The 24,506-nt window shown below is 59.5% G+C and carries 26 protein-coding genes; 11 read left to right on the forward strand and 15 right to left on the reverse strand.

The annotated features are described in order from the left end of the window. Window positions 1-3 precede the first annotated feature (3 nt). Window positions 4-237: a transposase gene (locus SYN63AY4M2_RS10435; RefSeq protein ID WP_240530567.1), complete on the forward strand. Its 234-nt coding sequence runs from the start codon at window positions 4-6 to the stop codon at window positions 235-237. Between the two features lie 71 nt (window positions 238-308). Here SYN63AY4M2_RS10435 and SYN63AY4M2_RS10440 read toward each other — a convergent pair whose 3' ends face one another. Beyond that, on the reverse strand, window positions 309-734 hold the full coding sequence (locus SYN63AY4M2_RS10440; RefSeq protein ID WP_011431031.1) for an arylamine N-acetyltransferase: 426 nt from the start codon (window positions 732-734) through the stop codon (window positions 309-311). 151 nt (window positions 735-885) lie between these two features. Here SYN63AY4M2_RS10440 and SYN63AY4M2_RS10445 point away from each other — a divergent pair, with 151 nt between their 5' ends. Both SYN63AY4M2_RS10445 and SYN63AY4M2_RS10450 read left to right on the forward strand, forming a co-directional pair. After that, complete coding sequence (locus SYN63AY4M2_RS10445; RefSeq protein ID WP_011431030.1) at window positions 886-3,024, forward strand: polyribonucleotide nucleotidyltransferase; 2,139 nt, start codon at window positions 886-888, stop codon at window positions 3,022-3,024. A 105-nt stretch (window positions 3,025-3,129) separates the two neighbouring features. Beyond that, entirely contained in the window at window positions 3,130-5,214 is a 2,085-nt protein-coding gene (locus SYN63AY4M2_RS10450; RefSeq protein ID WP_099812903.1) for a CHASE2 domain-containing protein, read from the forward strand. A 397-nt stretch (window positions 5,215-5,611) separates the two neighbouring features. On the opposite strand, the gene gshB is transcribed toward SYN63AY4M2_RS10450, so the two are convergent. Next, window positions 5,612-6,559, reverse strand: a complete 948-nt coding sequence (gshB, locus tag SYN63AY4M2_RS10455) for a glutathione synthase (protein WP_011431028.1) — start codon at window positions 6,557-6,559, stop codon at window positions 5,612-5,614. 218 nt (window positions 6,560-6,777) lie between these two features. On the opposite strand from gshB, the gene SYN63AY4M2_RS10460 reads away from it, so the two are divergent. Further along, a complete protein-coding gene (locus tag SYN63AY4M2_RS10460) occupies window positions 6,778-7,506 on the forward strand; it encodes a pentapeptide repeat-containing protein (RefSeq protein ID WP_228375276.1) in 729 nt (242 codons plus the stop codon). A 73-nt stretch (window positions 7,507-7,579) separates the two neighbouring features. On the opposite strand, the gene rpmB is transcribed toward SYN63AY4M2_RS10460, so the two are convergent. Continuing rightward, entirely contained in the window at window positions 7,580-7,816 is a 237-nt protein-coding gene (rpmB, locus tag SYN63AY4M2_RS10465) for a 50S ribosomal protein L28 (protein WP_011431026.1), read from the reverse strand. 24 nt (window positions 7,817-7,840) lie between these two features. Beyond that, window positions 7,841-8,203, reverse strand: a complete 363-nt coding sequence (locus SYN63AY4M2_RS10470; RefSeq protein ID WP_011431025.1) for a hypothetical protein — start codon at window positions 8,201-8,203, stop codon at window positions 7,841-7,843. A gap of 187 nt (window positions 8,204-8,390) precedes the next feature. On the opposite strand from SYN63AY4M2_RS10470, the gene SYN63AY4M2_RS10475 reads away from it, so the two are divergent. Next, a complete protein-coding gene (locus tag SYN63AY4M2_RS10475; RefSeq protein ID WP_099812909.1) occupies window positions 8,391-9,497 on the forward strand; it encodes a dockerin type I domain-containing protein in 1,107 nt (368 codons plus the stop codon). 434 nt (window positions 9,498-9,931) lie between these two features. Continuing rightward, window positions 9,932-10,108 (forward strand): AI-2E family transporter, encoded by a 177-nt coding sequence (locus SYN63AY4M2_RS10480; protein WP_011431023.1) that lies wholly within the window; start codon window positions 9,932-9,934, stop codon window positions 10,106-10,108. Window positions 10,109-10,880: 772 nt separating this feature from the next. Here the strand turns inward: SYN63AY4M2_RS10480 and SYN63AY4M2_RS10485 are convergent. The 6 genes from SYN63AY4M2_RS10485 to SYN63AY4M2_RS10510 all read right to left on the reverse strand — a co-directional run bounded on the left by SYN63AY4M2_RS10485 (window position 10,881) and on the right by SYN63AY4M2_RS10510 (window position 16,158). Further along, window positions 10,881-11,510: a biotin transporter BioY gene (locus SYN63AY4M2_RS10485; protein ID WP_099836027.1), complete on the reverse strand. Its 630-nt coding sequence runs from the start codon at window positions 11,508-11,510 to the stop codon at window positions 10,881-10,883. A gap of 240 nt (window positions 11,511-11,750) precedes the next feature. Next, window positions 11,751-12,359 (reverse strand): hypothetical protein, encoded by a 609-nt coding sequence (locus SYN63AY4M2_RS10495; protein ID WP_143596978.1) that lies wholly within the window; start codon window positions 12,357-12,359, stop codon window positions 11,751-11,753. 216 nt (window positions 12,360-12,575) lie between these two features. Next, the gene (locus SYN63AY4M2_RS10500; RefSeq protein ID WP_011431021.1) at window positions 12,576-13,112 is read right to left on the reverse strand and encodes a VWA domain-containing protein; all 537 of its coding nucleotides are present in this window, start codon (window positions 13,110-13,112) and stop codon (window positions 12,576-12,578) included. A 297-nt stretch (window positions 13,113-13,409) separates the two neighbouring features. Continuing rightward, on the reverse strand, window positions 13,410-15,251 hold the full coding sequence (gene pyk, locus SYN63AY4M2_RS10505) for a pyruvate kinase (RefSeq protein ID WP_011431019.1): 1,842 nt from the start codon (window positions 15,249-15,251) through the stop codon (window positions 13,410-13,412). A 404-nt stretch (window positions 15,252-15,655) separates the two neighbouring features. Further along, window positions 15,656-15,814 carry a hypothetical protein gene (locus tag SYN63AY4M2_RS13825; RefSeq protein WP_011431018.1) on the reverse strand — a complete coding sequence of 53 codons (159 nt, stop codon included), beginning with the start codon at window positions 15,812-15,814 and terminating at the stop codon, window positions 15,656-15,658. After that, window positions 15,811-16,158, reverse strand: coding sequence for a hypothetical protein (locus SYN63AY4M2_RS10510; protein ID WP_011431017.1), 348 nt, complete (start codon window positions 16,156-16,158; stop codon window positions 15,811-15,813). Before SYN63AY4M2_RS10510 ends, SYN63AY4M2_RS13825 begins: the two co-directional genes overlap by 4 nt. A gap of 41 nt (window positions 16,159-16,199) precedes the next feature. On the opposite strand from SYN63AY4M2_RS10510, the gene SYN63AY4M2_RS10515 reads away from it, so the two are divergent. The 3 genes from SYN63AY4M2_RS10515 (at window position 16,200) to SYN63AY4M2_RS10525 (ending at window position 18,334) form a co-directional block, all read left to right on the forward strand. Beyond that, on the forward strand, window positions 16,200-16,526 hold the full coding sequence (locus SYN63AY4M2_RS10515) for a phasin family protein (RefSeq protein ID WP_011431016.1): 327 nt from the start codon (window positions 16,200-16,202) through the stop codon (window positions 16,524-16,526). Between the two features lie 138 nt (window positions 16,527-16,664). Continuing rightward, entirely contained in the window at window positions 16,665-17,267 is a 603-nt protein-coding gene (leuD, locus tag SYN63AY4M2_RS10520; RefSeq protein ID WP_041438503.1) for a 3-isopropylmalate dehydratase small subunit, read from the forward strand. Further along, on the forward strand, window positions 17,264-18,334 hold the full coding sequence (locus SYN63AY4M2_RS10525; protein WP_011431013.1) for an SAM-dependent methyltransferase: 1,071 nt from the start codon (window positions 17,264-17,266) through the stop codon (window positions 18,332-18,334). The genes leuD and SYN63AY4M2_RS10525 overlap by 4 nt, the downstream gene beginning before the upstream one ends. Here the strand turns inward: SYN63AY4M2_RS10525 and SYN63AY4M2_RS10530 are convergent. Next, the gene (locus SYN63AY4M2_RS10530) at window positions 18,316-18,504 is read right to left on the reverse strand and encodes a hypothetical protein (protein WP_011431012.1); all 189 of its coding nucleotides are present in this window, start codon (window positions 18,502-18,504) and stop codon (window positions 18,316-18,318) included. The two genes, SYN63AY4M2_RS10525 and SYN63AY4M2_RS10530, sit on opposite strands and share 19 nt — an antisense overlap. A 142-nt stretch (window positions 18,505-18,646) precedes the next feature. On the opposite strand from SYN63AY4M2_RS10530, the gene SYN63AY4M2_RS10535 reads away from it, so the two are divergent. After that, window positions 18,647-18,886, forward strand: a complete 240-nt coding sequence (locus SYN63AY4M2_RS10535; RefSeq protein ID WP_011431011.1) for a hypothetical protein — start codon at window positions 18,647-18,649, stop codon at window positions 18,884-18,886. An 83-nt stretch (window positions 18,887-18,969) separates the two neighbouring features. Then, a complete protein-coding gene (locus tag SYN63AY4M2_RS10540) occupies window positions 18,970-19,395 on the forward strand; it encodes an NfeD family protein (RefSeq protein WP_011431010.1) in 426 nt (141 codons plus the stop codon). 321 nt (window positions 19,396-19,716) lie between these two features. Here the strand turns inward: SYN63AY4M2_RS10540 and SYN63AY4M2_RS10545 are convergent, their stop codons facing one another. From SYN63AY4M2_RS10545 to sufC, 4 genes are all read right to left on the reverse strand, one after another. Next, complete coding sequence (locus tag SYN63AY4M2_RS10545; RefSeq protein ID WP_011431009.1) at window positions 19,717-21,117, reverse strand: 1-acyl-sn-glycerol-3-phosphate acyltransferase; 1,401 nt, start codon at window positions 21,115-21,117, stop codon at window positions 19,717-19,719. A 136-nt stretch (window positions 21,118-21,253) separates the two neighbouring features. After that, window positions 21,254-21,706, reverse strand: a complete 453-nt coding sequence (locus SYN63AY4M2_RS10550; RefSeq protein WP_011431008.1) for an AbrB family transcriptional regulator — start codon at window positions 21,704-21,706, stop codon at window positions 21,254-21,256. A gap of 673 nt (window positions 21,707-22,379) precedes the next feature. After that, the gene (sufD, locus tag SYN63AY4M2_RS10555) at window positions 22,380-23,666 is read right to left on the reverse strand and encodes a Fe-S cluster assembly protein SufD (protein WP_099812916.1); all 1,287 of its coding nucleotides are present in this window, start codon (window positions 23,664-23,666) and stop codon (window positions 22,380-22,382) included. Next, window positions 23,663-24,436, reverse strand: coding sequence for a Fe-S cluster assembly ATPase SufC (gene sufC, locus SYN63AY4M2_RS10560; RefSeq protein WP_099812918.1), 774 nt, complete (start codon window positions 24,434-24,436; stop codon window positions 23,663-23,665). The genes sufD and sufC overlap by 4 nt, the downstream gene beginning before the upstream one ends. Window positions 24,437-24,506 lie beyond the last annotated feature (70 nt).

A 24,506-nucleotide genomic window follows, 5' to 3' on the forward strand; every position in this document is an offset into this window, starting at 1 on the left:
AGAGTGGATCCCCGTGGTACGTCCCAAAATTGTTGTGTTTGTGAGGAGCGTGTTCCCAAGACCTTGTCGGAACGGGTGCATGATTGCCCTCGTTGTGGGTCCTGGGACAGAGACTTGAACGCTGCTATCGAGATTTTGAAGCGTGGACTCAGGTCCCCCCGTATACGGGGGGATATAGGGGGGCGGTGGGACTGCCGCTCTCTGGCTGTGGAGGATCCTGGTTTACCAGTCCGTTGAAGCAGCAACTCCGGGAAGTGATTCTCGGAAGCTCCCGTCTACAGCCCGTCAGGGCTTAGCGGGAGAGGATGTCACGCCTCATTGCCGCAGTTCACCTGCAGGGCCAGATGGTCGCATTCGGGGCCAAAGTGGCCATCAGGCTCCGTCCGAGTAGCGTGAACGGCCCGGCTCACCTGTCCCGAGAGCAGATGGACCGAAAACCCCATCCCCTGCAGAGCAGCGGCCAGCAGGCTGTTCAGCTCAAAGCAAAAGCCGCCCCGCCGCTCTCGGACGATTTTTTGGAACAAAAAATCCCGCTCCAGGCGAATGGGGCGACCCCAGTGAATATCCAGATTTTCAAACGGCACCCGCAGCAGGTGGGCCAGGTGGATCTGGCGCAGGGTTTGCGGGGTGAGCTGGGTGGGGCCGACGTAGCCAATGCGCTCCAGGTAGGCCCTGATTTGGGCAGGCGTCAGCGGCTCTAGCATCAGCACGGGAGGCGGTTGGGTTGGCGGCAAGCGAGCATCTGGCCTACCCTAGCCTTGCTGCAGCTCCCCGGCCAGAGCCAGAAGAACAGTTTTTGGCGACGCCCCAACTCTCTCCCACCAGAGAACAAAGCAAAAAGAGAATGCTACGATAGCGGCAAGAAAAAAGAAGGCGAAGCGTTACATGGCGGAATATACTCGGTCGATTTCCTTTTACGGGCGGGAAATTGACATCAATATTGGGTTGATGGCTCCCCAGGCAGGTTGCGGAGTCTGGTTGACTTCTGGGGAAACTTCGGTCTTGGTCACGGCTACGCGACAAGCCGGTCGTGCCGGTGTCGATTTCTTGCCTTTGCTGGTGGACTATGAGGAGCGGCTCTACGCTGCCGGGCGGATCCCAGGAGGCTACTTGCGGCGGGAAGGTCGGCCACCGGAGCGGGCCACCCTGATCTCTCGTCTTATAGACCGGCCCCTGCGGCCTTTGTTCCCAGAATGGCTGCGGGACGATGTGCAAATCGTGGCCACCACCCTCTCGGTGGACGACAAGGTGCCGCCCGATGTGTTGTGTATTTTGGGGGCCTCGCTGGCCATCCACAGCGCTCGCATCCCCTTCAACGGCCCGGTGGCGGCGGTGCGGGTCGGCTTGGTTAAAGATGAGTTCATCATCAACCCCACCTATGCCGAGATCGAGGCCGGCGATCTGGATTTGGTGGTGGCTGGCTGTGCCGACGGCGTAATCATGGTGGAGGCCGGCGCCAACCAACTGCCGGAAAAGGACGTGGTCGAGGCCATTGAGTTTGGTTTCGAGGCCGTTCAAGAGCTGCTCAAGGCCCAACAGCAAGTTTTCGCCGATCTCAACATCACCCCTGTGGAGCTGCCCCCGCCCCCTCAAAATGAGGAGCTGGTTGCCTTTGTGGCAGAACACGCCCAGGAGGAGATTCGCTCCGTCCTCAGGCAGTTCCTGGATAAGACCAGCCGCGAGCAACAACTGGAGGCGATCAAGGCCAAGCTAGAGGCCCAGATCCAGGCACGGCCAGAGGGGGATCCCTTGCGGCTGTATCTGCTGGAAAATCCCAAGGAATTGGACAACCAGTTCAAGGCTTTGACCAAGAAGCTGATGCGCCAGCAGATCTTGCAGGAGGGGGTGCGGGTGGATGGGCGCAAGCTGGACGAGGTGCGACCAGTCTCTTGTCGGGTGGGCTTGATCCCACGGGTACACGGCAGCGCTCTGTTCAACCGCGGCCTCACCCAAGTCCTTTCCATCACCACCCTCGGCACCCCTGGTGATGCCCAGGAGCTGGACGATCTGCACCCAGTGGACGAGAAGCGTTACATGCACCACTATAACTTCCCCGGCTTTTCCGTGGGAGAAGTGCGGCCCTCGCGCTCGCCGGGACGGCGGGAGATCGGCCATGGGGCGCTGGCGGAGCGGGCCTTGGTGCCGGTGCTGCCCAAGGAGGAGGAGTTTCCCTACGTGGTGCGGGTGGTCTCAGAGGTGCTCTCCTCCAATGGCTCCACCTCGATGGCCTCAGTCTGTGGCTCTACCCTGTCTTTGATGGATGCCGGGGTGCCGATCAAAGCGCCGGTCAGCGGCGTAGCCATGGGCTTAATTAAGGAAGGGGACGAGGTGCGCATCCTCACCGACATCCAGGGCATCGAGGACTTTTTGGGGGATATGGACTTCAAGGTGGCCGGCACGCGGGCCGGGATCACCGCTTTGCAGATGGACATGAAAATTACCGGCATCACCGTGGATGTGGTGGAGAAAGCCCTCCTGCAGGCCAAGGCCGGGCGGGACTACATCCTTGACAAAATGCTGGAGGTTCTCCCGGCGCCTCGGCCCCAGTTGGCCAAAACAGCCCCTCGTCTGCTCACGTTCAAGGTGGATCCGGAAGATATCGGCAAGATCATCGGCCCTGGCGGCAAGATGGTGCGCAGCATCACCGAAGCGACAGGAGCCAAGGTGGACATCAGCGACGATGGCACGATCACCGTGTCCTCCTCGGTGGGCGGCCAGGCAGAAGCGGCTCGGGCGATGATCGAAAACCTGGTGCGGCGGGTGGAAGAGGGGCAGGTGTACCTGGGCAAGGTGACCCGCATCATTCCTATCGGCGCCTTTGTGGAGTTCTTGCCGGGCAAAGAGGGCATGATCCACATCTCGCAACTGGCGGAGTACCGCGTCAGCAGGGTGGAGGATGAAATTGCCGTAGCAGATGAGGTGGTGGTCAAGGTGCGCAGCATCGACCACAAGGGCCGCGTTAACCTCACCCGTCTCGGCATTAGTCCTGAGGAGGCGGCGCGGGTGCGCAACCATCACCCCTGAAGCTGCGGTTTTTCCCCAGCAACTGGGTGGGCAGGGATCCCCTCGCCAGCCGTTGTCAGCGGCCAAGATGGCAGAGGAGGCGCTCTTCAACCTGTTGGCCTCAACATGCCGAATCTCGCTTCTCCCCTTCTTGCTGGCCAAGAGCGTGGCCCTCAGAGGCGACTGTCTCCCTCCCGGCGGCGACTGGGCTGGGCCTTGGCTTGGGGCCTGGGGTGGGCCACCTTGCTCAACCTTTCTGCCCAGCACCCTTTGTTGCTGCGGCTGGAGAGCGACGCCCAGGAATGGCTCTATGCTTGGCGCGGCCCTCAGCAACCTTCCCCGGAGGTGGTGATCCTCGGCATCGATGGCCGCATTGATGGGCAGGGAGAAAGTGGTGATGGCCAGCATAATGTTGACTTTCTCTTGGAACGGGCTAACTACGCCGGCCTGACCTTGCGCCTTCTGGAAGAGGCCGAAGCCAGGGTGGTGGTGCTGAACCTGCCCAGCAGCTTTGTGGTGCCGCAGAATCTGGGCAACGAGAACCTAGATGCTCCCCTGCGTCAGGTGGTGCAGCGCTACCCGGATCGCTTGGTTTTGGCCACCCGCAGCAGCGAGAGCTTTGGACGCTCCGAGATCAACATCTACAACCACTTCTTGCCTTTTTCGTCCTTGCGCCTTGAGTATTTGGTGCCGCCAGAGCATGTTCAGGGGGTGGTGCAACACCGAGTCGACAGAACCGGGATCCTACGCCAGGCCCAGTTGCGGGGGCTCTACCTACGCCGCGACAGCCAGGAGGAGCAGATGTTCGCCTCGGTGGAGGCTCTGGCTTTTGCCAAGTACGACCCGGAGAAGGCTAGCCGCTGGTTTCGCAAGCGGGGCTTACAGCCGTTTCAGTTCAATCCCCTTGGCTCTCAGCACAGCATCCCCATCATCCCCATCGAACGGGTCTGTCCGCCGCTGATCTCCCAGACGGGATCCGGCTCCCCGACGCTCAGCCCCGGCCAAGCCTGCCGCGGCCAAGAAGGGATCCCGCCCCTCGACCCCAAAGTTGCCGACCAACTGCGAGACAAAATTGTCCTGGTCGGCTTTGTGGGCGGCTACCCGGAGACCTTCCCGGTGCGGACGGCGGATGGATCCCAGATTGCGGCAGTCGAGCTGCAGGCGCAAATCCTCTCGAGCCTGCTCACCGGAGAGGTGTACCGATCCCTGCCGGCAGGGCTAGCGGCGGGAGTTGTCTTCCTGCTGGGGGCGGGAACGGGCCTGATCTGGGTGCTCTATCGCCCCTCCCCGCGACGGAATTGCTGGGACTGGAAACAACAGCGCTCTCTCCTCTGGCCAGTGGTGGGGCTGGTTGCTTATGAAGGGTGGGCCGTGACCCAATTTTTGCTGTGGCGTTGGATTTGGCCGCTGACCTTGCCGGCTTTGGCCGTCGGTCTAACGGGGGTGAGCCTGCTTCTGACCTTGGTAATCTTGGAGAACCAGGAGCGGCTCTTGGCCCAGCAACAGGAACTGGAGCGCCTGCGCCGGGCCGAACAAGAGGCTGCTATCGACCAAGCCCGCAAGCTGCTCTACCGCATTGCCACCGACATTCACGATCGCGAGCTGCAGGAGCTGAAGGTGGTGATGGACGAGCTGGAGAGCTTGCAATGGCAACAGCAGCAGGGTAAGGATCCCGATCCTGCCATTTACGATCGTCTGCTGGAACAACTGGAAAGGATCGGGCGAGGCATTCGCGAGCAGCTTAACGATGTGCGCACCCTGGCCACCAAGCTGCGCATTTCCCCCAGCTTGCGGGAGGGCTTGCACCGGGGCATCGACACCTATCTGGACGAGCTGATTCGGACGGGCAGCCTGACCTTGCCTGTGGAGCGCCACCTACAACCTCTGGAGGAGCCCAATACCGGCGAGTGGTTCGACCAACGGGAGGACATCTTGCGCTTTTTGCGAGAGGCCATCGGCAATGTCATCGCCCATGTGCAACCTCCCAAGGGCAACGCCTCCTTCGTCAAGGTGTCCTTGGTGCAAAAGGAGCGCCACTGCTGCTTGTCGGTCATCAATGACGGCGTAGAATACGCCCCCAGCCCCGGTGGCGGCTATGGCAGCAAAGCCATGAATACCATTGCCCGCTACCTGCCCAAGGGCTCCTGGCATCGCACCCACACTCCGGAAGGCCATACCTACGTCGAGCTGCACTGGGAGATGCCGCTCTAAAAGACTTAGACAACAGCGGGCAAAAGGGAACTTTTGTCTGTGCTTCAGCGACTCCTACCTAGCTGGTCGCCCAGCCCCGGCAGACCCCAGGCGTAACTTCCCCCAGAGCTTGAGGTACAGCCTGCTAAAGAATCAAGAGGTACAGTAGCAACACTTAGCAAACCCACTTCGGAAGCGGATAGAGGTCTTACCTGCCTGATAAGCTGTCACAACTCTTTGCCGTCAATCCAAAGAATGGGTTGGCATCCCCTCCTCTCCTGCCTCTTGAATACCTGTACCCTATTTTTAACAGGCTGTAGCATCGATGCTCTTGCGAGGGAGCTCAAAGGGGGAAAGTGACTGGAGAGGGTATCTGTTGGATAATGCCCAGATTCCTCGGAAGAGGGCGTGGGGCAGTTTACGCTTTGATGGGCACTTTCTTCTCCAGCCACTGGGCCACTTGATCGGCCAGATCAACCCCTTCTAACTGGCAGATCTCCCGCAGCATAGTTGGGCTGGTGACGTTAATCTCTGTCAGCCGTTCCCCGATGACATCAATTCCAACAAAATAGAGTTTCTCCTGCCGCAGCACTGGCGCCAAAGCCGCGCAGAGGGCCCGTTCTTTTTCAGCAATCTCGGTTTTCTCCACCCGACCCCCAGCGGCCACATTGCCACGGAAATCCCCCTCCCCAGGGATGCGATTGACGGCGCCCAAAGGCTCGCCCTCCAGCAGCAAAATGCGCTTATCTCCCGCTGCTGCCTGCGGCAAATACTCTTGCACCATCACGGGCAGCCGGCCAAACTGAGTGCTCAGCTCGATCAAGGAATTGAGGTTTGGATCGCCGGCATTGACCCGCAGGATCCCTTCCCCACCCTTGCCGCCCAGGGGCTTGAGCACCGCCTGCCCCACCTGCTCGACGAATTGGCGGAGCAAGGCCTTGCTGCTGCTGACGCAGGTACGCGGGATCCACTCTTTAAACCGCAAAGCATAGAGCTTTTCGTTGGCGGAGCGGATCCCGGCAGGATGGTTGAGCACTAGGGTGCGGCGGGGGGAGAGATGATCCAGAAGGTAGGTGGCGTAGAGATAGGCCGCGTCCACCGGCGGATCCTTGCGCATCCATACGGCTTGCATCTGGCTCAAGGGCAACAAACGCCGTTCTTTGACTTCGTACCAGGGATCCGCTCCTAGATCCAACACAATCTCCTCAACGGATCCCCAGGTTTCCCCTTGATCCCAGTAGAGGTCGGCCAATCCAAGGCAAAAAATGCGGTGGCCTCGTTTCTGCAGCGCCTCCATTAGGGCAACGCTGGTGTCGTGGCCCACCTGCAACTGAGACAACGGATCGACAATGAAAGCTACCTGCATGAATGGTTTGAGCAACGAAAAGCTGCCCTGAGTATGCAACAAATTGGAGCGGATTGCTCCGGGCAGGAAGTTAAACCGATGCAGAGCCGTCTTTAACATCCCCTTAACCCTGACCAGCGAAGCAAACGTTAGCTTAGTTAGATGAGATCCCTGTTAGACCTCAGTGTTTCGGCCAGGTTGACCAGGTTTCTGGCTCGCCTGTGAGGAATGGTCTGTCTGTGAGTGTTCCTTCTCCCCAACCCTCCGAGCCGGTTCGCATTGAAACCACGCGGGACTTGCTAGCAGCCCTGCGAGAAGGGCGCTCCCTGCTGGGTGCCAACCTCGAAGGCGCCTACCTCTCGCGGGGCCTGTTCGACCGCATCCAGATGCCCAAGGCCAACTTGACGCGGGCCAACCTGCGCTCGCTCAGTATGCAGCAGGCAGATCTGCGGTTATGCAACTTTCGCCGTGCCGAGCTGGAGCGGGCCAACTTCGCTGCCTCCGATCTCCGGGGATCCAGCTTCAGTCAAGCCCTGGGAGACTACAGCAACTTCACCGCTGCCAAGCTGGACAAAAGCAGCTTTCAGGGGGGACACTTCAGCCATTCCATCTTTCGCGAGGCCAGCTTGGTGGCTGCCAACCTAACGGAAGGCAACTTTTTTGCCGCCGACTTTCGCCAAGCCAACCTCTTTCGCTGCAACCTCTCCCAGGCCATCCTATCCAGTTGCCAGTTGCAGAATGCCAACTTTGACCAAGCCCTCCTGGTGGGGGCCAACCTCCAAGAGGCCCAAATTGAAGGGGCCAGCTTTGTCGGCGCCGACTTTACCGACGCCAAGCTCTCGGACGAAATGCGCAAGTTCTTGCTCGAACGCGCGAGCGGCACCAACGAGCTTACTCAGCGGGACACCCTCAACACTCTGCTGGCGGGGCTCCAGCCCAAGTCACGCAAACTGTTTGGATTGCTGTGAACTGTAGCCAGGGCCACTCTTGCGCCAGCCCCAGCAGATCGGTTTTCAAGAGGTCAAGGCAGCGGATGATCCCTCAAAATTGGTTGAGGTCGATTCCAGCTTCGCGGGCCATGGCCCCTATCCCTTTGGCCTTGAGGGTTTTCAGTGCCTTGGTGGAAAGGCGCAAACGAACAAACCGCTTGCCCTCCTCCCACCAGATGCGTTTCCACTGCAGGTTAACCTCCTGCAGACGCTTGGTACGCCGGTGGGAGTGGGAGATGGCGAAAGCGTTGTTGCGTTTTTTGTTGGTCAGTTGGCAGCGACGTGCCATGAGATCCAAGGGAACTCAGCTTCGCTATTCTATGGCCTCTTTTTGTCGAGCAGCAAGCTGCAGCTGAGCTTGCAACTGGGCTAGCTCTGTCCTCAATTGGTCAAAGGTTTGTTGGCAATGGTTGACGCTTCTCAGGGGCAGCTCTTCGTTTTTGGCGATGCAGGTGACCTGTACAGATCCGTCAGCGGCTTGGCGGGTGCGATCCACAAACACCTCTACCGTCACCAGTTTGGCGTAGGGATTTTTTCCAGGCGGCTCGCCGGCCACCCAGTAGTCAGGGCTGTTGTGTAGGACAGTAAGCTGGCAACGCTCCAAGACAGCGCGAATCGCTTCGCTTAACTGCTCGGCTGAGCCCATGAGCTGGGTAACGCAGGAGTATCGAGCCATCGGAGAAGCAAGTCACCACGGTTATCCTACCACCAAGTTTTCGGCTCCTGCAGCCAAAGGCGGGCGAGCAAAATTGCGTTTAAGAGTACTTCGCACCGGCTCGGCCAACCCTGCTGTGGGGGAGTAATTGCGTTAAAACATAAGGACATAAAGAGTGCCTTTCGGCTCTTTCCCCAGGAGAGTTGTGATGTCTAGGGTCTCCTGTTTAGCCCGTTCTCTCTTGTTGCTGGGATCCCTGGCTCTGGGTTGGATAGACCTGTCTTCTGCCCAAGCGCAGCCCTTTCAAGCAGGCGATCTGGATGGGGATGGTCGTTTGACGGTGCAGGATCTCAACCTGTTGGGGGCCTATTTGCGGGGAGAACGGGAGTTGACCGACGACCAGATCCGGGCTGCCGATGTCGATCAGGATGGGCGGATTACAGAAGCCGATTGGCAGGTGTTGCAGCAGCGCATTCAGGCGGCCACAGATGCACCCACCGGCCAGGTGCAGTTGGACTCGGCCTACTCTGGGCAGGTGGTGGATCGCCTGACAGGGCAGCCTTTGGCCGGGGTGGAGGTGGCCATTCCGGGGGCAGGGATTTCGGTGCGCACCGATGCCCAAGGGCGGTTTCGCCTGCCGGGGCCGCTGCCGGCAGAAGAAATTTTGGTGGCGCGGCTGGAGAACTATTTGCCCTATTCCCAGAGCACAGGCAACGGACAGACCGGCGGGGATCGGCCTTGGCAGTTGCAGTTGGAGCGCTGGGATCCCAACGCCACGCTGGTGCTGGAGGCCAATGTCATCCGCCTGGGCGATAACCAATATTCTCCAAAGTCGGCGGCTGCCGGGCAATTTCTGGCGCCTGCCCAAGGGGTGGAGATGACCCGCTCCTTCAGCCTAGACCGCCTGCCGCCTCGCCCACCGGTTTTGCGGCTTGGATCCCTGATTGGGTTGGATACTGCCGCTGCCTATCGGGCCGGCCAGTCCCGCATTCCCGGCGCCAATATGTCTCCCATGCGAGTGCTTTTAAACGGAGTGGAGGTGGAGCAAATCCACTTGGGGGGAGACGACCTGCGCATCCCTCTGCCACTAGAGCATCTGCGCCTGGGGCTGAATACGGTTACCTTGCGCACTGGCAAAACGGTGATCCAGCCTGGCAGGATCGCCGGCGGATCCCGGATCAGTATCCCTCTTTTGGGTGGATCCCTGGATATCTTTGTGCCGCTGGGGACTGACACAATCGGCCAGGACGGTGGGGCTTGGGTGGACTATGACGATGTGCAGTTGGCCAATGTCACGATCGAGATCCCCAACTAAATGCCCAGGCTAACTTGCGCTGGCTAGGCCGCGGGGATTTTGTTGCTCAGAAGCTTGCCCGAAGCCTTTTCGACAGGCCTACTGGGCCCTGACGTGTTGACTTTGCGCAGCTTGGTCTTCGGTTTAGTAAACCTGTTTTTAAATTGTTATCCTGCTGGATGGAAAGCGACTGTGGAGCTTATTTCTAAAGCCGTTCCCAGAGGAGTGGAAAGCTCGAATTACTGAAAGTGTGCGGCGGAATTTTTGGGATTTTTCTGGGGTTGAGCCGTGTTGTCGTTTTTCTTCGCTATTTCAGCTTTTCCAGTGTTTTTAGTACTTCGGATCCCTTCAGCTCTAACCTCATCGATGATTACAGGTTTATTTGATTTAATTCCAGGTATTGGAGCCACTATTGGGACTAGCCTAATTGCTCATATTGTCTTATCACAGAGCGTATGGCTCTCTATCCAGTAATTTGTATCTCCCTACAACAAGTAGAAGAGAGCTTACTCCTGCTTCGCGTGATGCAGGGATCCGTCAATATCAACCCTGTGATCATGTTTTTCTCTTTGTTTGTGAGCGGTACTGTGGCCGGCTTGTTGGCGGTGTTCTTGGCCATTCCGGTGACGTGAGTGTTGATCAACTTACTTGAGTAAAAGGGCATCCAAAACGGTGATCTCCGCTTCCAGATTGCCCTTCAGGTTTTCCTCTACACCACCGGGGATCAGGAGCTGTTTTACCAGCGCTACGGCCAGGCCACCCAGGAAACGGTGATCCAGTTTCTGGCTTTTGATAGGGTTGGCTTGCTAAGTGTTGCTACTGTACCCCTTAATTAGGCTGTAGCACTGGGTTGAACAGCTTGGCTCTATCCTCTGATCTACTGCTCCACATGTTCTTTTAGGGCAGTCCATCTTTTACTTCCGTGTCTTGAAAACTGTTGGTCTTAGGTTTTCTCGGCTCAGCCAGCGATAAACCGTTAACGACTGACTTCGTAAATCTATGCGGCTATTGTCGGGCTGTCCCCTTCCTTAACATACCCTACAACTCTCTCCTAAGTCTGGGCTGTGGCTCGTGGAGTTGCCTCTTGGAGTCTGCTCCATGCCATCTTATCTCTAACAGCGTTCCACCCTCAGCCAAATTGGCTATAGCAAGTCAGGGTCAGCCCTATCCCACCTTTTTTATGAAGCCGATAAAAAAAGCCCCATAAAGGGGCTTGTCGCTCAGCGACTTATAAAACTCTAGAGCAATATAGGGAAGCGCTCCATTGAATCTGTTGCTTTAAACACCGTTTTGATCACAGTTACTAGAATCTCAGAAAAAAGGCCAAACTGCGGCAGATATCATTTTTTTTTTAGATTTTCGGGAGGCTGGCCCTACACCGATCGGGCTGCTGTTGGGCAAGCCCTAGCTTGAGGACGACTTGGGATCCGCTGTCTCCCGCCCCAGCCAGCGCCAAGTGGTGGGCAGCAGGGCTGCTGCTAGCACACACTTCAGCAGATCGCCGGGGATAAAGGGGAACACGCCTTTGGTGAGCACGGCCAAGACGGAAGTGGGGCCGACATTCTCGTTCAGCCACACCCCCAGCCAGGTGGCTCCCAAGACGTAGATCAAAACCGAGCAGGAGAGCATGGACGCGGCCATCTTCCAAGGGCTGCGATCCACCCCCCAGCGCTCCACAAACCAGCCCATCAGCCCTGCGGCCAGGGGAAAGGCCAGCAAGTAGCCCCCTGTCGGTCCGGTTAGGTGGCTGAGCCCGGAGCCGCCGCCGTTGAAGAAGGGCAACCCCAAAAGCCCCTCCAGCAGGTACAGCAGCAAGGCGAGAAAGCCCAACCTCGACCCAAAGCCTGCCCCCACCAGCATCACGCCGAAGGTTTGTCCGGTGATGGGTACTGGCGTAAAGGGCAAAGGGATCCGCACCTGCGCCAGGGCCGCTACCAACAAACTTCCCCCCAACACCAGCATGGAATCCCGAACCCAGGAAGGACGGGTCAGAAGGGTTTGCGCCAAAGGTGTGTGAACAAAAGTAGCAGTCATAGGATATTTGGGGCGCTGAGATACAAGAGATAACAGCTCTTTTCCGAGATCCCCTGACCCATCCCAAAAGCTTTTGGCCAGAGGCTGCAACTAACCGGCAAAGGGCCTTATCTGGGTAGTGTATCGCAACCGGAGGATTCTGTACCTATGCACTACCTTGCTTGGCCGCGGCCATTTGTCTGGCGCATCCACTGAATCCGCAGAAGGGTGAGGCAAAAGATGAACCACAAAGCCCCCAGGCTATACCCCGCCAGCAGATCGCTGGGCCAATTCAACCCCCAGTCGGCCCGGCTGAAACCGATGAAGAATAGGATCCCCAGCACTCCTCCAGCGAACCAGCGCCGCTGAGCAGGATAATAGCTTGCCACCAGATAGCCCAAAAGGCCGTAGATTACCGTTGCTGCGATGACCTGTCCACTCCGACAGGATGGGATCCCAAAGATCTGGGCGGGGGCGAGAAAAGGTAGGCTGCAGGATCCCGGCGATCACGGCAGCTCCTAAGGCTGCAACCAACAGTCCCCAAGCCGTCCGTCTTTGTTGGCTGCGCCAGAGCAAAACCCATCCCCAGGCGGTCAAACCCACCAGCCCAATCGGATGCCCTAACCCCCACCCCACCCAAGCCAAGGGATCCAGCCAAGGGCTGGCCCGCTGCAGCCATTGCAAAATCCATGCATCGATGGCTTGACTGGAGGGCGCCAGTCCTTGCAAAGCCAGAGTCAGTCCCCAGAGGACCAGAGCTGAGCCGAGGATCCCGCCCAGGCCCACGGTTGCGCTCAGCAGGGTCAGGCTCGGCGAAACCCGTCTCACCCAGAAGATGGCGAGCTTTTCGGCGGAGTTGGGTTTCCGCACAGGCGGCGCGATGCACCTCGATCTGGACGGGGGTTGTGCCCACCACTTCTCCGTCGACAACCACCTTCTGGGGTGGGTTCGTCTCAACCCAGATGCGGGAAGCTTTGAAGGTGAGGATCCCTTTCAGCTAGAAACCGCAGGAGCCCCGCCCCCCTGCCCCCGTATACGGGGGGTTGGAGCGTGGCCAGGATCTCGGCAAGTTGCACCGGTAAGGGATCAGCTCTTGTTATTCTTCTTCTTCTTGTTCGGGTCGTCGGGATGCTGGCGATCTTCTTCGAGGAACATCAAACTGTGAAGACGAGCTGAGCGGTAGTCGGAGAGGCGCATCGCAAGGGAAGCCCAGGCTAATTTGCTGCCCAAGCCGGACTTCTGGTACAACAGGGAGGCGACGGGAGCGACGCCGACGGCCTTGGCATCGCGGATGGCAGCCAGATCGGCGCTCAAGAAAACAAACTGCCAGCCGTCTTTCTCTGTTTTTTCTTTGATCATCTTCTCGACTTGCTCTTTGCGGAACTCGCGGCTGGCGTTCTCTTGGCCATCGGTTACCACCACCATAACCACCCTCGCAGGGCGATCTGCTTCAGCGAGTTGGCTGAGGCCGCTTTCCAAGTCGGTGATGCCGCGACCCATGGCATCTAGCAAAGGGGTAGAGGCCCGCGGCACATAGGTCTCGCGGGTTAGCTCGGGAACTTCGGCGATGGGCTTGAAACGGTGGATAACTTCGTAGGGATCCTGCGAGTCAAACTGAACCAAAGTGAGGGTGGCAAACCCTGGCTCTGCCCTCTGCTATGGTCACCGGCCTCCTGTAGGAAATCTAACTTGGGACTTCTGCCAGCGACCCGTTTGTGAAGGATTCTGTGCAACTATTTGCAAAGGTTATCAGCTTGATGGGCTTTGATAAATCCTTGTCGGCGCAGAGCCCTGAGAGAGTATCTTGAAGCGTCAAACGGCAGTGAAACCGCTCATTGCGCGGATCCCTGCCTTCCCTTTCCCGGGGAGAGAGGAACTGGGAGACGGTCTCAAACTTGTCTGAAATGACCGCAAAACCCTCTAAAAGCCCAGCCCATCTGCTCCTGAGGTCACCGTGCCTTTTTCTGGGTCTAGGGTGACGATGGCGCCGTCGCGGATGAGGCGCGTAGCATCCTTAACTCCCACCAGCACCGGCACCCCTAACCGCAGACCGATCACCGCCGCATGGGAGGAGGCCCCATCTTCTTCGGTGATCACCCCGGCCGCCTGTTTGATCGCCTCCACATAGTTGGCATCGGTAGCGCGAGCAACCAGGATGTCGCCGGCAGTGATCTTGCTGGCATCGAGGCTAGATCTGAGGATGCGGGCCGGGCCGCTGACAGTGCCTTTGCCAAACCCTCTGCCTTTGGCCACCACTGCCTTGACTACCTCTACCTTAATCAGATCGGTGGAGCCGGATACGCCTGGCAAAGTGCCGGCGCTGAGCACCACCAAGTCGCCATCCTTAAGCAAGCCTTCTTCCTGAGCCACGTTGATGGCGGCCTGAAAGGTCTGGCGGGTGGTAGGCAAATCCATGACCAACAAGGGCCGTACCCCCCACACCAACTGCAGTTGCCGCGCCACCTCTACATGAGGAGTTACAGCCAAGATCGGGGTGCGCGGGCGAAACCGGGAGACATTGCGAGCCGTAGCCCCGGTTTTGGTCAGGGTCATCACCGCCACCGCATCCAACTCCTGGGCAATCTCCCCTACGGCGCGGCTGATTGAGTCGGTGACCAGGGTTTTGGGCCGGGGCGAGCCATTGCCACCGGGGCTGCCGTTATTTTGACTCAGCTCCTGCAGGGTGAGGGTGCGCAGGTGTTGGCGGCGATCGACATAGATCGGGCTGAAGTAATCCCGTTCGATGCGCACAGCAATGCGGGCCATGGTCGCCACCGCCTCGACGGGATATTTGCCTACCGCCGTCTCGTTGGAGAGCATGACGGCATCGGTGCCGTCCAAAATAGCATTGGCCACATCCGAGATCTCGGCCCGAGTGGGACGAGGGCTGTGGGCCATGCTGTCCAGCATTTGGGTAGCGGTGATCACCGGGATCCCCAGGCAGTTGGCCATGGCAATGATCCGCTTCTGCAAAATCGGCACCTCTTCCGCCGGCAGCTCTACGCCCAGATCTCCCCGCGCCACCATTACCCCGTCGCTGAGGGCCAGGATCTGGGGCAGTTGTTGGATGGCCTCGTGTTTTTCGATCTTGACAATGATAGGAACCCGCTTGCCGACAGCGGCCATCAGTTCCCGCAGCTCCAGCACATCCGAGGGATCCCGCACAAAGCTGAGGGCCACCCAGTCCACCCCTTGGTTGAGGCCGAAGTAGAGGTCTTCTTTGTCTTTTTCGGTAACGGCGCGGATGCTGAGGCGCACGCCGGGGAAGTTCACCCCCTTGTTGTCGGAGAGGGTGCCGCCGACAATGGTGCGGCAGAAGAGCTCCCCCGCCTCGGGATCCACCGCCTCCACCCGCATCTCCACCCGACCGTCGTCGAGGAGGATCGTCGCCCCTTCCGGCACCTCTTGGGCTAGCTTGTCGTAGGTGACCCAACTGCGCTCCTGGGATCCCAAAATGGGCTTGCTGGTCAACACGAAGGGATCCCCGCTCCTAAGGGTGATCGAGCCTTCGGCGAACTTGCCGAGGCGAATTTTGGGCCCCTGCAGGTCTTGCAAAATGGCGACCTGGATGCCGAGGTCCATAGCGGTTTGGCGGATGAGGCGGATGTTGCGGCGGTGCAGGTCGTGATCCCCATGGGAGAAGTTGAGGCGAAGGGTGGTTGCCCCTTGCAGGATCATTTCCCTTAGGATGGCGGGGTTGGAGCTGGCAGGGCCGATAGTGGCAACAATTTTGGTGCGTCGAAAAGACTCGCTCGAATGCATGGCAATCTTTACCAAGGGAGAGCAGCCCAGATTGTTTCCCCACACAGGGATCCCCTTGATACGATAACCCGTTTTGACACTTCCGGCCTTAAGTGGCGGGGATTTTCAAGCAGCCCGGAAACAGACTCTTAAAGGCGTTGTCAAAGCGCCTCTGCTGACTTTCCACAGACAAAGTCCAAAGGTTGCCGTTACTTCGTATTCGTCGCCGCATGGGCGTCGGCGTTGATGAGCTAACCCTCTGGGGTTCTAAACAGCTCACACTTACCTGCTTTTTCCAGCCTTTTTTACCGCTTCTAGGCAGAAAATGCCATCTTGGGCCTCGACTGGAATGTGTCGCTGCGCATCCGCGGAGAGCAGATCCTCCTCGTGGAGACGGGTGGCAGCATCAACTGGATTTCCCTGCCTCAGTCGCTCACCAGCCGCTGCCGAGAGTGCTGGCGATCGTGCCAAGTGAGAGAAACGGTCTCCATCTGGCCAGGGATCCCACCTGGCGGCTCAACCAGCAGCTCCGTTACTGCAATAACCGCCGGCTCCTCGCCCAAAGCGTGTCGGCCTTCGCTCATCTCAGAGACTCCAGATATTGGCTGAGGTCTTCTTGCAGGCGGGAGAACTCCACTTCAATAGAAAGGCGCAATGCCCCTGTTTTCAACATTACTAACACCTTGGCGGCGTGGGGGCCGGGCCAGATATTGGGATTGCAGAACATCTCCAGGTACAAGTTTGGGGCGGCATGGTGAAACTCAATCGGCGCCTGGGGCTGGCGTTGGGGGCCGCTTGCCCCCACTTTGAGCCGCTCCACAAGGGTTTGCAAAGCCCTGTGCCACTCCCGCGCCCCCTCTGCCGAAAGCGGGAAGCTGGCCGACCCGGTTGCGAAGTTGAGGGCAAACTGAGGAGAATAGGTAGTCATAGAAGCCCGTACCTTCGGCAAGCATTCTCTGGAGGGCAGCGTTGGACAATAACAGTATCTTACGTCAGCTCTTACTAATGGGCGTGGGCACCACCGCTCTGCTCGCGGAGCAGTTGAAAAAGGCTGCTGACGAGCTGGTGCAGAAAGGTCAGCTCAAGCCAGAAGAGGCCTCCAACGTCATCAACAACCTGCTCAACCAGGTGAAATCCGAGCAGAGCAACCTGGAGTCTTACGTGCAGCGGCAGGTGCGCAACGTCCTGCAGGATTTGGGTGTTCCTCGCCAATCGGAAATGGACGAGCTGCGCGGGCGGCTGGATCGGCTGGAGCGGCAGGTGCGCAACCTGGAAAACCAAGTTTACCGCCGCTAGCCGAGCTGGATGGTTCGTTTCTGGCGCTTGGCTTGCCCCCTCGGCCAAGCAGAGTTGGGCAAGGGATCCCAGGCTATACCCTGCAAAACTCTGAAGCCAATTCCCAGCTTTTGAGTCCAGAAGGTCACTGCAATTCCCATGCCAAGCGAAGTTTTGACCATCACGGGCCGCGGGATCCCGCTGGTGGGCAACGACATCGACACTGACCGGATTATCCCGGCCCGTTTCTTGAAGTGCGTTACCTTTGAGGGCTTGGGCCAGCATGTATTTGCCGACGACCGGGCCCAGAATCCCGGCCAGCATCCCTTTGACCTGCCTCAGTACCAGGGGGCAGAGATCTTGCTGGTCAACGCCAACTTTGGCTGTGGCTCCAGCCGGGAGCACGCCCCCCAAGCCCTGGCCAAGTGGGGGATCCGCGCCCTCGTCGGCGAAAGCTTTGCCGAGATCTTTTTCGGCAACTGCCTGGCCTTGGGGATCCCCTGCGTCACGGCGCCCGCCAGCGTGATCCAAACCCTGCAAGGGGCGGTGGCCGAGAATCCACAGCTCCGGTTGACGCTGGATGTGCTCAACAAACAGGTGTGCTGGGAGGATAGAACCGCTGCTGTCGAGATCCCACAGGGGGCCTGGCAGATGCTGGTGCAGGGGACGTGGGATGCCACCGGACAATTGCTGGCCGCCCGGGAGCGGATTCAAGAGGTAGCTGCTTCCTTGCCCTATTTGCGATGGCAGCGGGTCAGGTGAGCAGGTTTCTTCCCCCCACTACTCACCTGTGGCTGGGCAGCGCCGACCCCGATTTTCTGGATCTGGCGAGGCGGGAAATTGCGGCAGCGGATCCCGAGGCCGTCTTTCAGCCTTTGCCGGAGGCACCTGGCCTAGTGCGGGTGTGCAGCCAGCGCTCGTTTGCCGACCTTGCCCAGGCCTGGCAGGCTAACCCGCCCATTTTTTTGCGCCACATCTGCCCCATCCACCAAGAGCGACAGCTCGACGAGATCTCCCTGCTGCGCCTCGATCAAAACCTCTTGGCGGCCATCGACCCTGCCCTCAGCTTTTCGGTACAGACGCGCCGGTTTGGCAAGCTCAACGTCAAGCCCTTCCAGGTTAACGCAGCCCTGGCCGAACAGGTGATGGCGACGGTGGGATCCCCTCTGCAGGTCAAGGATCCCCAGCAGGTGATCTCGGTGGTGCTCCTGGCCAGCTCGACAGGGCTCCGGGCTTGGCTAGGCCTGTCGCTGGCGGCGCAAAACCTCTCCACCTGGGCCGGCGGCGTCCACCGCTTTCGCCGCGATCCCGACCAGATCAGCCGAGCGGAGTTTAAGCTGCTGGAGGCCATCCAGGTGTTTCGCGTCCCTTTGCAACCAGGGGGACGGGCCTTGGATCTGGGGGCGGCGCCGGGGGGCTGGTCGCGCATTTTGCGCCTGCATGGCCAGCAGGTGACGGCTGTGGATCCGGCGGAGCTGGACGAGCGCCTCCGCCACGATGCCGGCATTTGTCACCATCGCCTCAGCGCCCAAGCCTATCTGGCCCGCTGTCCAGGTCAGTTTCACCTCATCCTCAACGACATGCGCATGGATGGCCGTGCCTCTGCCCATCTGATGGCGGCTTTTGCCCCTCATCTGGAGCCGCAGGGGGCAGCCGTGATGACCCTAAAGCTCCCCCACCAGCATCGCCTGCGGGTGCTCCGCCAGACCCTAGACATCTTGGGCAGCGCCTTCCCGGTGGTGAGGGCGCGCCACCTGTTTCACAACCGCAGCGAAATTACCCTCTACCTGCAAAAAGGGATCCCGGCCCCTCACTCTTCCACCACCTGAATTTCCCGGCGCAGCACCTTCTCGCGAATGGACTCCAGCAAGCTCATCTCTTCCGGGGAGATTTTGCCATCGGCCCGGATGGCGGCGATGATTTGATCCACCTCGCTGCGGGTTAACTTCTTATCTTCCAGGGCTTGCTCCACCAGCACCTGCAGTTGGGAAAACTCCATAAAACCACTGCTCCTCTGGGCTTAACCGGTCTTCTCACTTCATCCAGGCTATCTGCGCCCATTCCGATCCCCGGCAGGCGCAAGATTCTCTTCAGGTCAGGTATTCTGAAGAAAATGTAAAAGCCTAGGAGAAAACGACCTCATGGCTGGCCCAACTCTCAAGAGCACTGAGCACGACTGCGCCACTCTTTGCCGAGATGGCTGTGTCTTGGGCGACGCCTGCCCCCACCGAGAGGCGGCTCGTCAAGCAGTGGCCTTCGTCATGAACACCGACTGGGAGACGCTGATGCGGATCGCCGAATCCAGGAACCTACCCAAGGATCCCCCCCAAGCAGAGGTGGATCCCCTGCAGTTTTTGGAGAACTACCGCCTGGGCGGCTAGCTAACAGCTCGGCAACAAATCCCAGTGCAGAATCCAGGTGCTTTGAGCCATACTAATTAAATGGGGTCGAATGCCTGGGTTGTATGGTTTGGCCCTGGGTTGTCTTCGGCTTGGTTCTCATTGCTGCCGAGCTGTTTTTGCCGGAGTTGGTGGCCGGGCCGGCGGGTGTGGCTGCCCTAGGGGCTGCTCTTTTGGCCTATTGGGGGTGGCCAGTTTGGGCCCAGTTCTCGGCCTGGATTGTGCTCTCCCTTGGGTTGATCGTTCTCAGCCGGCGTCTGCTGCCCTCTACTTCAACTCAGCTGGAAGATCTCCTGAAGGAATCGCGAGAAGCGCGGGCAGTTACGGCCATTCCGCCGGGCAAGCGGGGTCGGGTCTCCTATCTCGGCTCCACCTGGAATGCCAAGTGCAGCGTCCCCGACCTGGAGATCCAGCCTGGGCAAGAGCTCTACGTGGTCGATCGCCAAGGCAATACCCTGATCGTGATGCCGATGCAGATGCTCAAGTCTTGAGGGGGATCAGAGGCTTGGCTGCGACTCACTGGACAGGCTCTTTTGAAGAAACACCTGAGGAGTCGGGGAATCTCTGCGAAGGCGAACAAGAAGCTCGCCCTCAGTCCACCGTACTCGGCTACCCATCCCAACAAGTCTAGCAGGTTCTAAGTAGAAGATGCCGTTGGCGGTGGGGGGATAGAGGGCGGGGCTCCCGCGGTTTCTGGCTGAACGCTGGGGAGGCCTTCCCTACAGGCGGCGCAACAATTCCCAACAACAGGCCGGTATCGGTTTCGGCCCAGGCCTTCCCGCTCCCCTCGACAAGGCCAGCCAACCCAGATCTCAGCCGACGGCCACGCTCGCAGGGGAGCGCGGGATCCCTTGCAGCAGCCGCTCCATCTCCGCCTGCAAATCCTGGGTTAGAGCTTGTACGGCTTGCCGGCGGTTGGCCTGGTAGGCGGGCCAGCGCTCCGAAACCGAGAGGGGATCGCCGATGCTGAAACGGGCCAGCCGCGGCCCCAACCTGGGGGGGGCAGCGCCGACGGCGTTTTTGCCTTTGATCCAGGCCAACAGGTTCCACAGCCGCAGGGCGGTTTCGGCCAGTTCCTCCAAACTGGGTTGCTCCGGCAGGGGACGCACGGCAAACACCATCAGGGTCTCCACCAGGCGCATGTGCCAGAGGTGGAAGCTGGCCTCAGAGGCGACGCGATTGGCCAACCCCTTCTCCACAGCCGAAAGCGCCGCAATATCAGGGATATCTTCCCGGTAGATCCAGGCCCAGCCTGCCTGTTCGATGCGATGCCGCCGCTCGATCAAGTCTCCCTGGGGCTGCAGGCCAAAGTGCTGCTCGGCCACGCGCAGGGCCAGATCCGATAGGCTTTGCAGACGTGCCAACAGATCCCCTCCCCCTTTCAGGCTGACCCGCGCCGCGTCGGGCAAAGCTGGGGCGTAGAAGCGCTCGTAAAAACGCTCCATCACCTGAATCAGATGCTCGGCCAGGCGGAGCAGGCGGGCCATCAAAAACCCTTTGCCGACATGGGCCGAGCGCGTGGCCGGGAGCTTGCAATCCGCCTCCATGCGGCGGAGCAACCTGTCCAGCGCCAGGCTGGGATCCCTCAAGTAGGAGTAGCGGAGGCCCACCGGCAAGATCAGCACCTCCTCCGGGCGCCCCGCCTTGTGCAGATCCTCCACCGCCCAGAAACTCATTTGGGCCACCCCCGGCTCCAGCGGGTTGAGCAGCCCACTCATGCCGTTGATTGTCCCTTCGGGAGCCACCGCCAGGGGGTACGGGCCTGACACAAACTGCTCGCGAGAGCTCTTCAGCCCTGCCCGATCCAGACGGCCCCGCAAAATCGGGATCCCGCCCAGCCGGGGAAGCCCCCAGCGGCCAATGAAGCCCAGCCATAGGGGCAGGCCGCGGTCGTAGACAAACAAAACATGGGGACGCTGCCGCAGGCGGATCCCCTGTTGTCGAGCTACCTGAGGCAGAAGATGGGAAAACAGGTACATCAAGCAGGGGGGATCGTCGAGGGTGGGGTGGCGAAAGGCTACCAACAGGCGAATCTTGCCTGCCTCAAATTGCTGATAAAGCTGGGCCAAACGCTCGCCCCCCTCCACCTCAACGCGCGGGATCCCCTTGGCCCAGCGCAACCACAAGGGCAAACCCGCTTGCGCCAAACGAACTACCCAAGGCGTCAATCGCGGCGGCAGAAACTTGAGAGGAGGTTGAACAGTCTGGTACATAGGGATCTTCAGATCTAGGGTTGGCGAAGTCAATAAACCCAAGCTTCGGATCCCATCTTAAGGAGGGTTTGGAAGAGAGAAAGCCCTGCAGTGACAGTTTCTCAACTGGATTCCCTTGCCCAACTCCAGAAGAGGTTCAAGCTCCTGTTGTTTTTTTCCTGCGGCTCCGCGTCTTTTTGGGGGCAGCTTCTTCGTTCGAGGTTGAGTCCTCCATCACCTGACCGTTGAGCACTTGCTTGAGGTGAATGTGCTTATAGCCCAACTGAATCTCAAACTCATCGCCGGGCTTGAGATTCATTTTTTCGGTGTAAGCGGACCCGATGATGATCTGACCATTCTTGTGAACGCTCACGCGAAAGGTTGGCTCGCGACCGCGCCTGTCACGCTTGGCAGTTGGACTGAGGCTCAGACCTTTTGCCGCCAGCACCGCATCATAAAACTCATTTAAGTTGACGCGGAGCTTGTTGGTCTTGGTCATGGTTACGTAGCCACAGCGCTTTGCCGTCTCGCGGCGCGGAAGATGGCTCAACGCTTCTACCTTCTGCAGGAGAGCCTTTCCGGTTAAAGGTTGTGGTGGTATGTCCAACATTTTCTAATGCCCTACAGTCCTCTCCAGGATCATAACCTCCTGGCGTACTTCTGCAACCAAAAGTTGGGGACTCTTTTCGAGGCCACATTTTTCTCCTACTACTTGAAGTGGTTCTCTAAAGGAGAAAGGCTCTCCTCAATAGGCGTTCAATCGGTGTTCTTGCCGTGGTAAAAGGTGAGGGGGGAGCAGGGACTCAAGCGCGGAGGGGGGCTGCAGCTTTTGTTTTGATGGCGCCAAAGGCTAGAGAATCGGTATGGCTCTTCGGCGCGCTGGGTGCTTCGGCAGAGAGGCCAGAGGGATCCGCAGAATCGGGGGAAGAGAAGTGGGCCAGGCCAGGATTGGCGATGATAAAGTCGCGCCAACCAGACTAGATCTGTTCCTCCGATTCCCACCCCTCTGCCGCCCTAAACCCCCAAGACAGCTTCTCCGAACTTCAGCAAAAGGGGCTGGAGTTGTTTTGCACAACGGGTCGGAAAGATAGCCAAAGCAAGCCTGCGGCCCAATGCCATCACCTACAGGGCCGGTAAGGGATTTCGGGCTTCTCGGCGGGAGCCGGCGACGCCACGGGCGTTTTTTTTTCGCCGTTCGACGGGCGCGGGCGACGCAGGCCGCTAGCAGCCATTTCAAGACTGGCCGATGGCAGTAAGGGCTGGAGCGAAATGGGAGGGACAACTCAGCCGGATCCCAAGCGCTTGGCCACCTGGGAAGGAAGCTGGGCCAGCGGGATCCCCTCTAGGATCTCTGCCGCAAAGGCGTAGGTGAGGAGTTGCCTGGCCTGGGCTTGGGGAATGCCGCGGCTTTGCAGATAGAAGATCTCTTCCGCCTCCAGTTGGCTGACGGTGGCTCCGTGGGCGCATTTGACGTTGTCGGCGAAGATCTCCAGTTGGGGCCGGGTATCCACCCGCGCCTTGGGGCTCAACAGCAGGTTGCGGTTGGTCTGGGCGGCGTCTGTCAGTTGGGCTGCTTGGCTCACCAGGATCCGCCCGCTGAAGACCGCGCGGGCCGCCTCGTCCACGATGCACTTGTGCAGTTGGCGGCTGCTGCCGTGGGGCGCTTGATGGAGCAAGCGGGAGTGGGTGTCGCTGTGCTGGGATCCCTTCACCAGGGTCAGCCCCTGCAGCTGGGTGTGGGCCTGGGGCTCCACCTGGACAAGCTCCAGGTTGTGGCGGGAAAACTGGGATCCCCACTGGATGGCCTGCAGCCGGTAGTGGCTGTCGCGGCCCTGGCGCACGGCAGTCTGGTTGATGTGAAAAGCCTGGGATCCCTGCCGCTGCAGGATCACATGGTGTAGACGGGATCCTTCGGCCAGGGCGATCTCGGTAACAGCGTTGCCGAAGGGGATCCCTGCCCCCCACGAGACGTGGTCTTCGATGAGGGTGAGGGAGCTGTGGGCCTGCAAAGCCACCAGACAGCGGGGCTGGGCCAGAACCGCCTCTCCTTCAGAGGCCACCGTCACCCAGAGCAGGTGCAAGGGCGGCAAAACTTCCTGCTGGGGTGGCAGCTCGATTTGGATCCCGTCGGCCAGATGGGCGGTGTTGAGGGCGCTGAAGACATCGACCTTGGCGATGGTTTGCAACAATCCAGGGGCAGACTGGCTCAGAGGAGCTATTCGCAGGGCCGACGGCAGGCCGCTCAAGTCAGAAAGCTGGGGGGCAAAGTAGCCGTTGACGAACACCGCATAGCTGTGACGGCTCTCCGGCCACAGCCAGGGCTCCAGGGTGGCCCGCTCCAGACCCAGATCCCCAGGGCCGGCCAGGCGAAAGGCATGGGCCACTAGCGGCGAGAGGTCGCTGTATTTCCAGTCTTCCTCGCGGGGGGTGGGGATCCCCAGCTCCGCCAGTTGGGCGCGGGCCTGCTGCCTCAGGGTGGTATGGGGATCTTCTACCTCCGGGATTTGGCGGAGGAGGTGCTCCAGAAAGGAGTGGCCAAAGCGCTCAGCCCTCTCGGAGGGGTTGCTCATCGCGCCTCCTCCTTGAGCCAGTCGTAGCCCCGCTCTTCCAGCTCCAGCGCCAAGGTCTTATCGCCGCTGAGGACGATGCGCCCGCCTTCCATCACATGCACATAGTCGGGGGTCACATACTCCAGCAGGCGCTGGTAGTGGGTAATGAGGAGCATGGCCTTCTCAGGGCCGGCCAGTTGGTTGATGCCCTGGGCAACGACGCGCAGGGCGTCGATGTCCAGGCCGGAGTCCGTCTCGTCCAAAATGGCCAGCGTCGGCTCCAGCACAGCCATCTGCAGGATCTCGTTGCGCTTTTTCTCGCCGCCGGAAAACCCTTCGTTGACGGAGCGCTCCAAAAAAGCGGGATCCATCTTGACAATGCTCAGCTTTTCCCGCACGAAGTCGTCAAACTCGAGGGGATCCATTTCCGGCTGATCCCGGTATTTCTGCCGGGCGTTGTAGGCAGCCCGCAGAAAATCCAAGTTGCTCACCCCCGCAATCTCAATGGGGTACTGAAAGGCCAAGAAGATCCCGGCCCAGGCCCGCTCCTCCGGCTCCATGGCCAAGAGATCCTTGCCCAAATAGAGGATCTCGCCCCCTGTTACCCGGTAGTCGGGGTGACCGGCCAAGATCTTGGAGAAGGTGCTTTTCCCAGAGCCATTGGGCCCCATGATGGCGTGGATCTCGCCGGCGCGGATTTCCAAGTTTACCCCCTTGAGGATAGGAGTGCCGTCGATCTCGGCCGTGAGATCGCGAACGGAGAGGATGACAGGGCTGTTTTCCCGGATCATGTCAGCAGTTGCTCTCGAATCGATGACAGCTTGGCGCCTAGGAGTTCCCCCCAGCGCCGCTCCCCAAAAT

The organism is Synechococcus sp. 63AY4M2, from assembly GCF_002760475.1.
In the GTDB taxonomy this organism is placed as follows: Bacteria; Cyanobacteriota; Cyanobacteriia; order Thermostichales; family Thermostichaceae; genus Thermostichus.

Coding starts and splice junctions, on each gene's coding strand:
- SYN63AY4M2_RS13825 (WP_011431018.1), bottom strand. CDS start 15,814: ATGAGCGAAGGCCGACACGCTTTGGGCGAGGAGCCGGCGGTTATTGCA.
- SYN63AY4M2_RS10545 (WP_011431009.1), bottom strand. CDS start 21,117: ATGTACCAGACTGTTCAACCTCCTCTCAAGTTTCTGCCGCCGCGATTG.
- SYN63AY4M2_RS10470 (WP_011431025.1), bottom strand. CDS start 8,203: ATGGCTCGATACTCCTGCGTTACCCAGCTCATGGGCTCAGCCGAGCAG.
- SYN63AY4M2_RS10530 (WP_011431012.1), bottom strand. CDS start 18,504: ATGGAGTTTTCCCAACTGCAGGTGCTGGTGGAGCAAGCCCTGGAAGAT.
- SYN63AY4M2_RS10540 (WP_011431010.1), top strand. CDS start 18,970: ATGGTTTGGCCCTGGGTTGTCTTCGGCTTGGTTCTCATTGCTGCCGAG.
- SYN63AY4M2_RS10485 (WP_099836027.1), bottom strand. CDS start 11,510: ATGACTGCTACTTTTGTTCACACACCTTTGGCGCAAACCCTTCTGACC.
- SYN63AY4M2_RS10550 (WP_011431008.1), bottom strand. CDS start 21,706: ATGTTGGACATACCACCACAACCTTTAACCGGAAAGGCTCTCCTGCAG.
- SYN63AY4M2_RS10510 (WP_011431017.1), bottom strand. CDS start 16,158: ATGACTACCTATTCTCCTCAGTTTGCCCTCAACTTCGCAACCGGGTCG.
- leuD (WP_041438503.1), top strand. CDS start 16,665: ATGCCAAGCGAAGTTTTGACCATCACGGGCCGCGGGATCCCGCTGGTG.
- SYN63AY4M2_RS10475 (WP_099812909.1), top strand. CDS start 8,391: ATGTCTAGGGTCTCCTGTTTAGCCCGTTCTCTCTTGTTGCTGGGATCC.
- SYN63AY4M2_RS10535 (WP_011431011.1), top strand. CDS start 18,647: ATGGCTGGCCCAACTCTCAAGAGCACTGAGCACGACTGCGCCACTCTT.
- sufC (WP_099812918.1), bottom strand. CDS start 24,436: ATGATCCGGGAAAACAGCCCTGTCATCCTCTCCGTTCGCGATCTCACG.
- SYN63AY4M2_RS10480 (WP_011431023.1), top strand. CDS start 9,932: ATGGCTCTCTATCCAGTAATTTGTATCTCCCTACAACAAGTAGAAGAG.
- pyk (WP_011431019.1), bottom strand. CDS start 15,251: ATGCATTCGAGCGAGTCTTTTCGACGCACCAAAATTGTTGCCACTATC.
- sufD (WP_099812916.1), bottom strand. CDS start 23,666: ATGAGCAACCCCTCCGAGAGGGCTGAGCGCTTTGGCCACTCCTTTCTG.
- SYN63AY4M2_RS10445 (WP_011431030.1), top strand. CDS start 886: ATGGCGGAATATACTCGGTCGATTTCCTTTTACGGGCGGGAAATTGAC.
- rpmB (WP_011431026.1), bottom strand. CDS start 7,816: ATGGCACGTCGCTGCCAACTGACCAACAAAAAACGCAACAACGCTTTC.
- SYN63AY4M2_RS10450 (WP_099812903.1), top strand. CDS start 3,130: ATGCCGAATCTCGCTTCTCCCCTTCTTGCTGGCCAAGAGCGTGGCCCT.
- gshB (WP_011431028.1), bottom strand. CDS start 6,559: ATGCAGGTAGCTTTCATTGTCGATCCGTTGTCTCAGTTGCAGGTGGGC.